At 30.6% G+C, this 14361-nt stretch carries 12 protein-coding genes; all 12 read left to right on the forward strand.

Annotated elements, in window-relative coordinates; genetic code table 11:
• The first annotated feature begins 3 nt into the window (after window positions 1–3).
• The 12 genes from J2W95_RS15420 to J2W95_RS15475 all read left to right on the forward strand — a co-directional run bounded on the left by J2W95_RS15420 (window position 4) and on the right by J2W95_RS15475 (window position 14353).
• Window positions 4–1023, forward strand: coding sequence for a glycosyltransferase (locus tag J2W95_RS15420; protein WP_310008581.1), 1020 nt, complete (start codon window positions 4–6; stop codon window positions 1021–1023).
• Window positions 1024–1180: 157 nt separating this feature from the next.
• Window positions 1181–2287, forward strand: a complete 1107-nt coding sequence (locus J2W95_RS15425; protein WP_310008583.1) for a glycosyltransferase family 4 protein — start codon at window positions 1181–1183, stop codon at window positions 2285–2287.
• Complete coding sequence (locus tag J2W95_RS15430; RefSeq protein ID WP_310008585.1) at window positions 2287–3345, forward strand: acyltransferase family protein; 1059 nt, start codon at window positions 2287–2289, stop codon at window positions 3343–3345. Before J2W95_RS15425 ends, J2W95_RS15430 begins: the two co-directional genes overlap by 1 nt.
• 28 nt (window positions 3346–3373) lie before the next feature.
• Window positions 3374–4039 carry an acylneuraminate cytidylyltransferase family protein gene (locus tag J2W95_RS15435; protein WP_310008587.1) on the forward strand — a complete coding sequence of 222 codons (666 nt, stop codon included), beginning with the start codon at window positions 3374–3376 and terminating at the stop codon, window positions 4037–4039.
• Window positions 4040–4060: 21 nt separating this feature from the next.
• Window positions 4061–5101 (forward strand): N-acetylneuraminate synthase, encoded by a 1041-nt coding sequence (neuB, locus tag J2W95_RS15440; protein ID WP_310008589.1) that lies wholly within the window; start codon window positions 4061–4063, stop codon window positions 5099–5101.
• Between the two features lie 43 nt (window positions 5102–5144).
• Complete coding sequence (gene neuC / locus J2W95_RS15445) at window positions 5145–6269, forward strand: UDP-N-acetylglucosamine 2-epimerase (protein ID WP_310008591.1); 1125 nt, start codon at window positions 5145–5147, stop codon at window positions 6267–6269.
• A 145-nt stretch (window positions 6270–6414) separates the two neighbouring features.
• Window positions 6415–7848, forward strand: a complete 1434-nt coding sequence (locus tag J2W95_RS15450; protein WP_310008593.1) for an MBOAT family O-acyltransferase — start codon at window positions 6415–6417, stop codon at window positions 7846–7848.
• Complete coding sequence (locus tag J2W95_RS15455) at window positions 7848–8726, forward strand: hypothetical protein (RefSeq protein WP_310008595.1); 879 nt, start codon at window positions 7848–7850, stop codon at window positions 8724–8726. Before J2W95_RS15450 ends, J2W95_RS15455 begins: the two co-directional genes overlap by 1 nt.
• A gap of 53 nt (window positions 8727–8779) precedes the next feature.
• Window positions 8780–10156, forward strand: a complete 1377-nt coding sequence (locus J2W95_RS15460; RefSeq protein WP_310008597.1) for a CDP-glycerol glycerophosphotransferase family protein — start codon at window positions 8780–8782, stop codon at window positions 10154–10156.
• Between the two features lies 1 nt (window position 10157).
• Window positions 10158–11309 (forward strand): glycosyltransferase family 4 protein, encoded by a 1152-nt coding sequence (locus tag J2W95_RS15465; RefSeq protein ID WP_310008600.1) that lies wholly within the window; start codon window positions 10158–10160, stop codon window positions 11307–11309.
• A 360-nt stretch (window positions 11310–11669) separates the two neighbouring features.
• Window positions 11670–13289, forward strand: coding sequence for a hypothetical protein (locus tag J2W95_RS15470; RefSeq protein WP_310008602.1), 1620 nt, complete (start codon window positions 11670–11672; stop codon window positions 13287–13289).
• On the forward strand, window positions 13289–14353 hold the full coding sequence (locus J2W95_RS15475) for a lipid II:glycine glycyltransferase FemX (RefSeq protein WP_310008603.1): 1065 nt from the start codon (window positions 13289–13291) through the stop codon (window positions 14351–14353). Before J2W95_RS15470 ends, J2W95_RS15475 begins: the two co-directional genes overlap by 1 nt.
• The last annotated feature ends 8 nt before the right edge of the window (window positions 14354–14361 follow it).

Raw genomic sequence — 14361 nt, forward strand, 5'->3', positions numbered from 1 at the left:
AAAATGCGAGTAGGCTTCAACCCACACAAAGATAAAACTCAAACTACATCTGAGTATTTTCATCAAGTTATTATTCCAGTTTATATTCCCAATAAAGAAGGCTATTTTAAAGATTGTTTTGAAATATTAAAACTATGTCTCGATTCATTATTTAAAACCATTCATGATAAAACTTATATAACTATTGTCAATAATGGAAGTTGTGATTTAATTGTCGATTATTTGAATGAATTGTATAAAGTAAATAAAATACAAGAAATTATCCATGTTACCAATATAGGCTACATAAATGCAATGTTAAAAGGTATTACGGGACAAAATTTTTCTTTGATAACAACGTCAGATGCCGATGTACTATTTTTGGATGGATGGCAAAATGCTACCTACTCAATATTTGATGATTTCCCCAAAGCAGGAGCTGTTTGTCCTACACCCTCATCTCGTTCCTTCAAAAGATTTACTTCTAATATTTTTTGGGATAATTTTTTTTTCAATAAAATTCAATTTGAGGATGTTGTAAATCCATTAGCTTTGAAAGCATTTGGGAGTAGTGTTGGTAATGCTAATTTTTACAATTCAATTCAATTGAAAAAATATTTGACACTATCTACTACAAATTGCAAGGCAGTTCTTGGGGCTGGACATTTTATTGTAACTTATAGGGCATCTATTTTCAATAATTTAGAAAGTCGTTACACTGATTTTATTCTTGGTGGGAATAGTGATGATTTATTTGATCTCCCTGTTGTGAAAAAAGGGTTTTGGCGATTATCAACTGCAGATAATTACTCCTATCACATGGGCAATGTCTTGGAAGATTGGATGCCTGTTGAGGTTTCTAAATTAACACAAAACGATAAAAAGTGTTTTTTTGAATTAAAACCAATACAGTCAAGTTCTAAACTGGCTTATTTTGTCAAAAGTAAATTATTTGCCAAATTAATTTTGAATAAGAAAATAATGCAATATTTTTTAATTTGGAAAGGATTAAGCAAAGAAGAAGCAAAAAATTACATAACATAATTACCATAATGCATCAATAACCTGTTTTGATTGGGAGGAAAGTCAAGTGAAATGTTACTCTATATGATTGATATTATGGTTTAAAATGCATAAAATTTAAAAAATCAAAAAGAATAAACTACTTTTTCTATTTTTACCATACCATTAATTTTTGTCAATGATCAAAGTTGTTCTTATATCTCAATTTCCTTTGCCTTATTCCAAAATAGGAAGTTGGACTACTCTTTATAAAAATTATTTAGAAAATGATAACAAAATTGATTGTATTGTATGCCCGAAACCACAAAAACTATTTGATGGAATAAAATATAGCTTTGTTAATCACACATTTTGGAATAAAATCCAACGGAAATATTTAAACAGAAAATACCTTGAGTATTTTCAGGCTATCGATAGATTGATTGTTTCAAATGAAAAATACATAATTCAAATTATTGATAACTATGGAATTGTGAAACCCCTGAACAAATATTTGGTTTCAAAAGGAATTTCCAAGCAATGTTATATTCAATTTTTTTATCACGGTTATCAACCTTATCTTAAACAGGGGGCTGGGACGGATTTTTATGAAATAATTGATGAGATGGTTTTGCTTACTAATGATAGTTATAAGCAACACACGAAACAAATTAGTGTTTTGCCAAGCTATTTTTCAGTGTTATACAATGGTATAGATACGAAAATTTTTACAATAATTTCTGATTCTGAGAAAACTAAATTAAAAGACAAATTTGGTTTTGGAGACAAAAAAGTTTTTGTTTGGTGTTCCCAAGACAGACCAAAAAAGGGTTTACATTTAATTTTAGATGTTTGGAAAAATATATATTCAAGACATAAAAATATTATCTTGGTTGTTATTGGTTGTGATCCAAGAGAAGAAATGGAGGGAGTCGTTTTTTTGGGGAGAATTCCAAACGATGAGCTTCCAAAGTATTATCAAGCTTCAGACTGTTATCTTTTCCCAACATTATGGCAGGAAGGGTTTGGACTGAGTTTGATTGAAGCTTTACATTGTGGAAGTTATTGTATTGCCTCTGCAATGGGAGGTGTTCCAGAAGTTTTGCAGTATGGAAGATTAGGGAAACTTATTAATAACCCTCATTTTGTTTTGGAATGGGAAATTGCCATAAACGATTTTTTGGAAGGGAATTTTAAAGTTCTAGAAACTCAAGAAATATTGTATTCTAAAGAAAAATGGAATGAGGAAATGAACAAAATTATTGAGCAGGCAAAATTAAGATTAATAAACAATACGGTCAAATAATGAGAATAGAACAATTGACATTTACCAGGTTCCTTGCAGCAGTTTCAGTTGTTGTTTTCCATTATGGTAAAAAGAGCTTTTTATTTAATAATGATATCGTTTCTTTTATATTTAGTAATGGCAATGTTTGCGTAAGTTACTTTTTTATTTTGTCAGGGTTTGTGATGATTATAGCTTATGGGAATAATGCTGTTATTTCAGTTTCTGATTATTTTATAAATAGATTCTCTAGAATTTATCCATTGTATTTTTTTGGTATACTCTTGATTTTTTTTCTGCAATTGCGTACATATAATGTAGATATATTAGGTCTTTTTTTAAATATTTTTATGATTCAAGCTTGGGTTCCAAGTAAAGTACTGTCTGTTAATTCACCTGGGTGGTCATTGTCTGTCGAGTTATTGTTTTACATAATTTTTCCATTGATGTTTAATAAGTTCTATAAAATAAGTTCTTTGAAAAAGGTTTCGTTTTTTATTATTATATTTTGGGTTTTAAGCCAAGTATTTCTTCATTTACAATTTGAGTTTTATGGAGGTTTTGAATTAGATACAATAAAAAACATGTTAAATTATAATCCTTTAATGCATTTCAATGAATTTTTGATAGGAAATGTTGCTGGACTTTTCTTCATTAAGAATTTACAGGAGAAAAAAGGCAATTATGATTTTGCTATCTTACTATTTGTAGGATTGGTATTATTGGCTTTGAAATTTCGATTTGGGTTAAATTTTCATAATGGTTTGTTTGCTGTATTTTTTATTCCTTTGATAATTTTATTCTCTTTAAACAATGGTTTTATAACTAAGCTATTTCAAAAAAAAATATTTGTTTTTTTAGGGGAAATTAGTTTTGGAATTTATATTTTGCAATATCCTGTTTATTCTTGGGTAAGTGCCTATAGCATTAATAAATATTTTCATATCAATGATGTGACAAGTCTTTTTTTTATTAGACTTGTTATGTTGCTTTTAGTTTCTTCATTGTCTTATGTTTATATTGAAAAACCAATTCAGAATATAATAAAAAATAAAAAGAAAATAATAGTTTTTTTTTGAAATTGAGTTTTATAAAAATGTAGTAACAATGAAAGCAATAGTCATAATTCCTGCCAGAGGTGGATCAAAACGCATACTCGAAAAGAATATTCAGATGTTGGGAGGATTACCTTTATTGGTACATTCAATACAATATGCATTAGTAAATAACGAATTTATTGATGATGTCTATGTATCAACTGATGATAAAACAATAAAGAGTATTGCCTTAAAATATGGAGCTAAAGTTATTGACCGCCCAAAATCCATTTCGGGAGATTATGAGCCTACAGTTTCGGCGTTGAAACATGTTTTGGAATCAATTGATGAGGGAGTAGAAAATGTAATTTTGCTTCAAGCCACAAACCCTCTTCGACCAGATAATTTGCTAAAAGAAGCTTTTGAAACCTATCAAAAAGGAAATTTTGATAGTTTATTTACAGTTACTAGAAACCATCAAAAATTTGGAAAAATAATAGATAACAAATTCCAACCATTTAATTATTGCTTTGGACAGAGAAGTCAGGATTTGGAACCTTTGTTTTTCGAAAATGGATTGTTGTATATTACCAAAGCATCTTTGATTCTTGAAGACAAGATTATTTCTGAAAATGCTTTTCCATTTCAAGTAAATCATATTTTTGCAAATGTAGATATCGATACTCCCGAAGATTTGGAATATGCGGAGTATCTGTTTCAAAAATTTCAAATTTAAAAAGCAAAATACCTGATCAAAATGAATTCATATATAGAAATAGCAGGACGAAAAATAGGCCCTGATTATCCACCTTTAGTCATTGCCGAAATCGGCATTAATCATGAAGGCTCTTTGCAAGTAGCCAAAGAAATGGTAGATGCAGCACACAGAGCTGGCGTTGAGGTTGTAAAACATCAAACGCATATCGTGGAAGATGAAATGTCTGGAGCTGCAAAAAAAGTAATTCCAGGTAATGCTGATGTATCCATTTATGAAATTATGGAGCGTTGTTCGTTGAATGAAGCGGATGAATTGGAGCTAAAGAATTATGTAGAAAGCAAAGGGATGATTTTTATTTCAACTCCATTCTCTCGTGCTGCATCCGAAAGGTTGAAGAAGTTTGACATTCCTGCTTATAAAATTGGTTCGGGTGAATGCAATAATTATCCTTTATTGGAACATATTGCTTCCTTTGGGAAACCTGTTATTTTGAGCACTGGGATGAATACTATTGAAAGTATTAGCAAAGCTGTAGCTGTTTTTGATAAATATAAAGTCCCTGTAGCTTTATTGCACACAACTAATTTATATCCAACTCCAATACATTTGGTTCGTTTTGGTGCTATGATTCAAATGCATGAAGCTTTTTCAGATAAAGTATTTGGGTTGAGTGATCATACCTTGAATAACAATGCTTGTTTGGGAGCAGTTGCATTGGGGGCCAGTATTTTGGAACGCCATTTTACAGATCATATGCAGCGCACAGGACCAGATATTATATGCAGTATGGATGAGCAAGCTACAAAGGAATTAATAGTTAGTTCCAATGAAATTTGGCAAATGCGTGGTGGTATCAAAGAACCTGCAAAAGAAGAACAAGTGACAATTGATTTTGCTTTTGCAACAGTTTGTACTATCGCTGAGATAAAAAAAGGAGAGATATTTACAAAAGAAAATATTTGGGTGAAACGTCCAGGAACGGGAAAGATTCTAGCGGAACATTTTGATTCTGTTTTAGGTAAAAAAGCCACTCGAGATATTGCTAATGATGAGCAATTGGATTTTATTGATTTTGAATAAAATGAGAAAAAATTCATAGACATTAAAAAAAAAATTTAAATAAGTGAATAAAAAGATATTATTCCTGACTGGGACTCGTGCAGATTTTGGTAAAATAAAATCATTGATTTCGATTTTGGAACAACAACCAGAATTCGAAGTTTTTGTATCGGTTACTGGCATGCATTTACAGGAAGAATATGGATATACATTGTTGGAGATTCAGCGTTGCGGTTATAAAAACATACACACTTTTCAGAACCATACCCATGAAACTACCATGGATTTGACACTAGCCAAAACTATCGAAGGACTCTCAAGTTATGTGAAAATTGTGGAACCGGATTTAATTCTTGTACACGGTGATAGAGTTGAAACTTTGGCGGGGGCTATTGTGGGTTCTTTAAATAATATTCTGGTTGCACACATTGAGGGAGGCGAAATATCAGGAACAGTTGATGAATTGATTCGTCATAGCGTAAGTAAACTGAGTCATATTCATTTTGTTTCCAATGTTGATGCAGCTAATAGGTTGAAACAAATGGGTGAGATAAAAGAATCCATCTTCACTATTGGTTCTCCTGATATTGATGTTATGTTTTCAGATAAACTTCCTGATTTAACTACTGTAAAGAAGTATTATCAAATTGATTTTGATTCGTTTGCCATTGTAATGTTTCATCCAGTAACCACAGAAATAAAAGAAATGTCACAATATGCATCAGATTTTGTAGATGTATTATTGGGGGATACTCATAATTACGTGGTTGTTTTTCCTAATAATGATTTGGGAAGTCAAGTAATTCTGGAAGCTTATGAGAGATTAAAAGGTAATTCTCGTTTTCGGATTTTTCCATCGTTGCGATTTGAATATTTTTTGACATTATTGAAAAATTCACAATTCATTATAGGGAATAGCAGTGCTGGAATACGGGAAGCTCCTTATTATGGAATTCCGATTGTCAATATTGGCACTCGTCAACAGAATAGAGCCGTTCATTCTGATATTATTAATGTTGATTATAGTAAAAATAATATCTCAGAAGCCTTAAGGAATATCGATTCCCATATGGTACAGCAAACGGAAGCCGATTTTGGTGAAGGAAATAGCGCCGAATTATTTTTGGAAGCTCTCCAAAATAAAGGGTTTTGGCAAATGAATCATCAAAAACAGTTTAGAGATAGATAATTCGAAAGAATGTTTTGAAATAATCAATATATACCCTCTACAAAAAGTATTCAAACGTATTTGGGAAGGAATTATAATATTATTTCTAAAGAATAATCCTTTCCTTTGCGCCTTCAATATAGAATGCAATTTTTTTAAATAAATTATGTTTTTTAATTCTCTGGCTTTTGCCATTTTTTTACCCATAGTGTTTTTCTTGTATTGGTTTGTTTTCAACAAAACAAAAAGTACCCAAAATGCACTTCTCATAGTTGCCAGTTACTATTTTTATTCCTGTTGGGATTGGCGTTTTTTGTTTCTGTTGGTTTTCTCAACGTTTTTGGATTATTATACAGGAATCAGAATTGAAAAGAGTAGTAATGAAAAAGGGAGAAAATTTTGGTTTTGGCTAAGTGTTATTATCAATTTAGGATTTTTAGGTGTTTTTAAATACTATAACTTTTTTTCAGCTTCTTTTGCTGAAATGTTGACTACTGTTGGTTTTAAAGCGAGTCCAATTCTTTTGGATGTAGTTTTGCCGGTAGGAATTTCATTTTATACGTTTCATGGATTATCTTATGTGATTGATATTTATTATAAGCGAATAAAAGCCGAATACAACTTTATTGATTATTCTTTATTCGTTAGTTATTTTCCGCTTTTGGTTGCTGGCCCTATAGAAAGGGCAACCCATTTATTACCTGAAATAAAAGTTAAACGTGAATTTGATTTAGAAAAAGCCAAAGAAGGAATTTGTCAATTAATTTGGGGATTGGTCAAAAAAGTAGTTATTGCAGATACCTGTGCGACTTATGCCAATGCTGTTTTTGATAATTACACTTCAATGAATTCTTTGTCACTTATTCTTGGAGGAATCTATTTTGCGTTCCAAATCTATGGTGATTTCTCAGGATATTCAGATATGGCATTGGGAATGTCAAAATTGTTTGGACTGGATTTATTACGCAATTTCAATTATCCTTATTTTTCAAGAGATATAGCCGAGTTTTGGCGACGTTGGCACATTTCACTTTCCTCTTGGTTTCGTGATTATCTCTATATTCCGTTGGGAGGAAGCAAAGGTTCCAAAGCAATGCAAGTACGTAATGTTTTCATCATTTTTGTGGTAAGCGGTTTTTGGCATGGTGCCAATTGGACGTATTTGGCTTGGGGTTTCCTCAATGCTGTATATTTTTTGCCACTTTTATTATTGAAGAGAAATCGAAGTAATATTGATGAAATTCAACTGAATTGGAATTGGTATTCGGTAAGAACAGTAGCGAGTATAGTAATGACTTTTTGCCTAAGTACGATTGCCTGGGTGTTTTTTAGGGCTAAAACGATAACTGATGCTTTTTTGTATTTGAAACGAATAGTTGTAAACAGAGAATTTACTTCTCAGTATCTTATAAATGAACGTTACAATTACGAATTATTGCTTATGATTGGTCTTTTTGTTTTGGTCGAATGGAATAATAGAACCAAAGTAGAGCCTATTTCAGGGAAATACAATACAGTGAAATTGGCTTTGGCTATAACAGCCATTCTCGCTTTTGGAACTTACTCCGATTATAAAGAATTTATATATTTTCAATTCTAATGCAAAAGTTTTTACTATTCACTTTAAAAACATTAATCCTTACGATTGTAATAGCTGTTGTTTTGGATTTTATATATACCGCCGTTTATCTACAATCGAGTAATCGAGGCAAGATAGATCATGTATATAATTCAAAAAATGAAAATTTCGATGTGGTCATTTTAGGGTCTTCCAGAGCGAATAATCATTTTGTTGCCCAAATGTTTGAAGATAAAGGACTGAAAACATTCAATTATGGTATGAGTGGTGGTCATCTATTTGAAGCTTCCCTACTTTTGAAATTGATGATAGAAAGAGATTATAAAATTAAAAATGTAATCTTAGAAGCTGATTTGAATTTGTCGAATAAGCATAGGGATTATGGGATTTCAAGTAAATTTTTGCCCTATTTGCATCAGTCGAAAACTGTAAAAAAACATTTTTCAAATGAAGATGATTTTTTAGAATTGTATTATGTTCCTTTTTACCGTTATATAAAATTTGATGAGCGTATTGGTTTTCGAGAATTTTACGATACTGCTTTAAAAAAGGCAACCAGTATTTTAGATCACCAAGGTTATTATCCTTTAGGAAAGAAGCCGAATGCCAATATGAAGAATAATATTGTCAATCTAAAGCCTTTAGTACATAACCAATACTACGAAGAAATTAAGCAAATTTGCAAGGACAATAAAATCAATTTCATTGCGGTCATGACACCGATGTGTGAAAACACCAAAGGAATCAATTATTTTGAAAAAGTCCAAAAGCTATATCCCGAAATTCATAATTATGAGAATGTGGTGGTCGAGGACAAGTACTTTTCTTCTTGTGGACATTTGAATGACACAGGTGCAAGGAAGTTTACCAAAACAGTAATTCACGATTTTTTTAAGTAACAAATAATTCATAAGGACTATTTTTTCTTATGAAACCATAAAATTTTAGAGCAGTGAAAAATAAGATTGTATTACTTTTTCCGGATGGAGTTGGAATTAGAAATTATCTATATTCTGATGTGTTTAAAGGCATTGAGGAAGATTTGATACTGTTTCATAATTTTGATTCGGAGACTATAAGGGCTGTTAAAGAAAATGTTTCTATAGATGATGATATTGTTATTCCAAAATACAAAGAATCTGTTAAGGAGAAATTTTTTCGAGAATTAATTTGTCTTTCCAGACTGTATTATAATACTGAAAAAGTTGATAATAAAACTTTGCTGACCAATTGGAATTGGAAACAAAAAACATTTTCAAAAAAGCTGTTTTATAAGACAATTGAAAGAATAGCTCCTTATGTTAAAAGATATTCAGGTATTCTAAAGTTAGAAAAAAAGTATCAAAAAGCCATTCGCCAAAATCCTTTTTATAATGAGGTAAAGAATATTTTAAGGAGAATAGAACCTAGTGTCGTTTTTTGTTCACATCAACGAGCTTTAAATGCAGCTACTATATTTGCAGCTGCCACAGATTTAGGAATTAAGACCACAACGGTAATTTATTCTTGGGATAATTTGCCAAAAGCACGTTTAGCTTTGAGAGCAGATAATTATTTGGTATGGTCAGAATATATGAAAAAGGAATTGAAATTATATTATCCCGAAATTTCTTCGGATGCTATTCATATCACAGGTACTCCTCAGTTTGAATTTTATGAGAATGAAAAAAATATAATTGAAAAAGTGATTTTCTACGAGAAATATAAACTGGATTCATGTAAAAAAATCATTTGTTTTTCTGGGGACGATACCAAAACCTCTCCAGACGATCCAAGTTATTTAAAAGATATTGCTGAGGAAATAATCAAAGCTAATTTGCAAGGGGAATATCAGATTTTGTTACGACGATGTCCAGTTGATTTTTCTGGTAGATTTGATGCTGTAGTAAATGAAAATAAAGATTTAATTCGAGAAGTCCCTCCTTTATGGTATTTTAGTACATCAAAAGAATGGAATGCAGTTTATCCTTCTATTGATGATGTGAAATTGTTGGTGAGTACTGCTTTTTATTCTGATATAGTTGTTAATGTTGGTTCTACAATGGCTTTTGATTTTGGTATGTTCAACAAGCCGTGTGTTTTTATCAATTATGATCAAGAAAATAAAAAGGTAAAAGATTGGTCGGTTAAAACAATTTATAAATATCAGCATTTTAAAAGTATGCCGAATGGAGATGCTGTTATTTGGTTAAATAATAAAGAGGAAATTATTGAAAAATTAACTAATGTTGCTGGTAATTGTTTCGAAATGAGTCAGTGGGAGAAAATTGTGCTTGGGGATTATAAAAATGCTTCGGAAAGAATACAACAAACCATTAAAATTAATTAAAATGCACATATGTTTCTTAACAAGCGAGTTTCCTAAAGAAGGATTTCCTCATGGAGGAGTTGGGTCATTTATTGCTACTTTAGGCAGAGAATTGGTTGAAAGAGGAATTAAAGTTAGTGTAGTTGGGCTGAATTATGTTTCTAATGAGGAAACGGAAATTATAAACGGGATAACAGTATACCGTTTGGTTTCGAAAAAGCAAAAAGGACTGCAATGGTATTATAATTCAAAAGTGATTACCAATAAAATTGATTCTATTCACAAAGAGCACCCTATAGATTTTGTAGAAGCAACCGAGTTAGGTTTAGCTTTTTTGCCAAAACGAAAAGAGATAAAGTATGTTATTCGGATGCATGGTGGACATCATTTTTTTGCCAAAGCTGAAAACAGAAAAATTGAATGGTGGAAAGCTTTTCAGGAAAAAAAGTCTTTTAAAAAAGCGGATCTTTTGGTAGCAGTATCAGAATATGTGGGAGAAACGACCCGAAATTTGTTAAAATTGGGTGATGTTCCTATACAGGTAATTTATAATCCTGTAGATATTTCTAAATTTTTTGATGCTTCTGAAATTGATTATGTAAAACACACACTATTGTTTGCGGGGAGTATCGTTGAAAAAAAGGGAATTCGACAATTGATAGAGTCATTAGCGTTTTTAGTTGATGAATTTCCAGAAATCCACTTATTGATTGCTGGTAAAGGTGGTAATTTGCCTGGAACAAAAATTCCGTATTTACCGATCTTAGAAAAATCAATTACTCCAGAAATTTCAAAACACATTACTTTTTTGGGTTTGGTGAATAATAGCAAAATGCCAAATCTTATTGCAAAAAGCAATATCTGTTGTTATCCAAGTCATATGGAAGCTATGCCTTTGGCATGGTTGGAGGTTTTAGCTATGGGAAAAATTTTTGTTGGTTCTACTGCTGGCCCAGGTAATGAAGCAGTAATCAATAATGTGACTGGAATTTTGGCTAATCCTTATTCTCCAGAGGACATTGCTGATAAAATTAAATGGGTCTTGGATCATCCTGAGGTTTCAAAAACGATGGGAAAAAATGCTAGAGCAGATGTTACAGATAGATTTAGTGTTACAGTTATTGCGAATTTGAATTTTGATTTTTTTGCTAAACAAAAAAATGAAATGTTTTGATTAATATGGATAAACCTAAACAAAATGCTTTTCAATTATTTACTTTTGACAGTTATGCGATTTAGCAATACATTTACCAAAACGAAGAGCACTGGAGCTTTTAAAGAAACATTGGGGTGGTGGAGTTTGATTTTTAGTAAACGAAAATTGAATTTATGAAATTATTCATTGTCAGCCATATTGCAAAATCAATATTTTTAGATAAACTTCTCATATCCATAAGATCAATATTTGGAAAAATTATTTTAATGAATAAATAATTGTCTCTCCAATTAATTGAAATAAAAAAGGTACTGAGTATTATTATTTACTGTCTAACAAGCTTTTTGCAATAACAAAACTTAATAAAAAACACTTATTTTGATACAAACGATTTCAATTTGGACATCATCAGGTAATAGTGATGTTTCTTTTGATAAAATCCAAAAGAACAAAACTGAGATAGATGTTTCAAAATTTTTGACTCCACAAATCAACTCGTTCGATATTGTAATACGATTTTCTCAACCCATTAGCGAATTTAGAGATCACGATTATAATTGGGTAAAATGCAATCGTGATAGAATAGCTAATGAATTTTGTCCTAAGATTATTAAATTGAAGGATGGAACATTGGTACAGGCCAATAGGAACATTGGGATATGGGAAATAAACAAAAAGAATAAATCAATATTGTTATGGCGTTTTAATCCAGAATATGCCTCGCCTTTAACGAATTATATTGCGCCAAACAATGAAAGAACTATTGATTTTGCAAAGCAAAGATTTTTGTTTATACAATGTTTAGCGCTGCTATTTCCTGCTAAAAATGCCATTGAATTTAGTCGTTCAAAAATTCCTTTTACGGCAATAGCTTGTTTTACCGATCATTGTGATTTTGATACACTAGAAAATTTAAAGATTCAAAGAGATTTTTTTAAGCGAAACAATGTAAAAATCACTAAAGGTTTTTTCTTAAATCATTTTTCTAAGCGCACCGACAATGCTTCCTTTGAGTATGATGCTGTTGAGCTGGAACAGTGGAAAGAAGACGGACACGAATTGTGTTACCATTCACTCTCTCAATCGATAAAATCGGGGAGTGGCAGCAATGCAGATTTTTTTAATTTTGTACCGCCAAATTCAGACATGCCTACTTGGATAGACCACGGTTATCAGCCTTATAATTTATCATTATTTAAAAATAAAAAGATAGAAACAGAAGTTTATGAAAACAACTTAATAAGCAAAAATATTAAAATTTTGTGGAATTATGTCGATTCTGGAACGGCTACATTTGGAGTAATTAACCAATTGAATTCGCAACATTTTACTTTGTATGATTTTTTAACAGGAAATAAAGATTTAGGTTTTTCGAAAAAAATGCAATTGATGATTAAAAATATTGTTTTTCATTTTTATGGAGATCAAAAACTATTGTTAAAGTACAAAAGCATTGCCGGGAATTTTAAAAAGGTATTTTACCAGAAAGACAAAAGCAAATTTTATCTATTGCTAAAAGATAGCTTTAGTATTTTTTTCAATATTATTAATGTTTTACTTTTTTGGAATAGCAATAGAAATAAGCCTTATAAATTGGCAAAATACAATCCCATTTTGTTCAAACACACCATTTTTGAAAAAGAATTTTATATTTTTCAAACTTTGGAAATGGTCGATTTCAAAAAAGCATTGTGTCCTGATAATATTGAATTACTAATAAAAGAGAAGGGGATTTTTATTGCACATACTTATTTTTCGGTTCCTATGGAGTATCACAACGGGAAATTGTTTGATACGGTAAGTACTATTGATAAAGAAGTGGCTAATAATTTTAGTGTTTTAGGAACCAAAATAATGAATAATGAAATTTGGAATCCTACATTGAAAGAATTAGTTGGGTACTGGTCCGGCTTTGAAAACATACTGCTCGATATTGATGAGCTTGGGGTCATAGCCGTAAAGAATGAAACTGATTTAATTTTTAGAGTAATAAAATAATGGAGATTATTTTTACGAAAGACAAGTATTGGTTAGAAAAATGGGACAATTTTGTGCAAACTAATGATAAAGGAAGTCATCTGATCTTGTCGGATTGGTTGCGTTCTTATGAATCTTATAATTTTGATTTTGAAGTGTGTCTTTGTTTAGAAAATGATTTAATTATAGGAGGATATGGAGCTGTAATTGCCAAAATATTGTTTTTTAAGTTTTATGTTGTTCCTTATGGGCCAATTGTTGCAAGTGGACATGAAAATGATTTAAATATGCTTATTGGGAATGTTCCTGAAAGAGCAAAAAAGCTTAAAGCTTGTTATAGTCATATTACTTTGCCTTTTTCATCTGTTTTAAACAGTCACGTTTATACTGATCTTCCAGAATTTGATTCGCTTAGGGATGTAAATCAAGGACATATATTTAAATATGTTTATTCTTCAAATGGACTGAATTGGGTAGATTTAAAAGGGTTTGATGATGAAGCAAAGATTATGTCGCTAAAATCATCGATAAGGAGAAATATTAGGAGCTCTTATCGTAAAGGTTTAGATTTTGAGGAAATAGAGACTAAAGATAAAATAAAAGAAGGTTATCAACTTTTTATTGAGAATTCAAAAACATCAAATTATAATATAAGAGGATGGGATGAAATAAAAGAATGTTTGTTTGCTTTATTAGAAAAGAATGTTTTGAAAATGTTAGGAGTTTACAAAAATAAAGAACTTAAAGGAGCAATATTGTTATTGAAAACGGGAAATTATTTTACTTATATTTTAGGAGGTTCTAAAAAAGAAATACCAGATTTACGAACGGGAGATTTTCTTCAATGGGAAGCAATAAAAATATCTATAAAAAATAGTTTTGATGGATATAATATTTCTTTAGGAGGATCAAAAGGCGTTGTCGAATTTAAAAATAGTTTTAATACTGAACAAGTATTGTTTGAAAATTCTAAATTTCATTGGGTTTTGAACCCATTTATTTTTAAAATGTATTTGATTTTTGATCAATATATGAAGCCCTATAAAAAGAAAATAGCAAAAATATTATCAATGGTCAAAATATAAGAGGGTAA

Source organism: Flavobacterium granuli, from assembly GCF_031456055.1.
Lineage (GTDB): Bacteria > Bacteroidota > Bacteroidia > Flavobacteriales > Flavobacteriaceae > Flavobacterium > Flavobacterium granuli_A.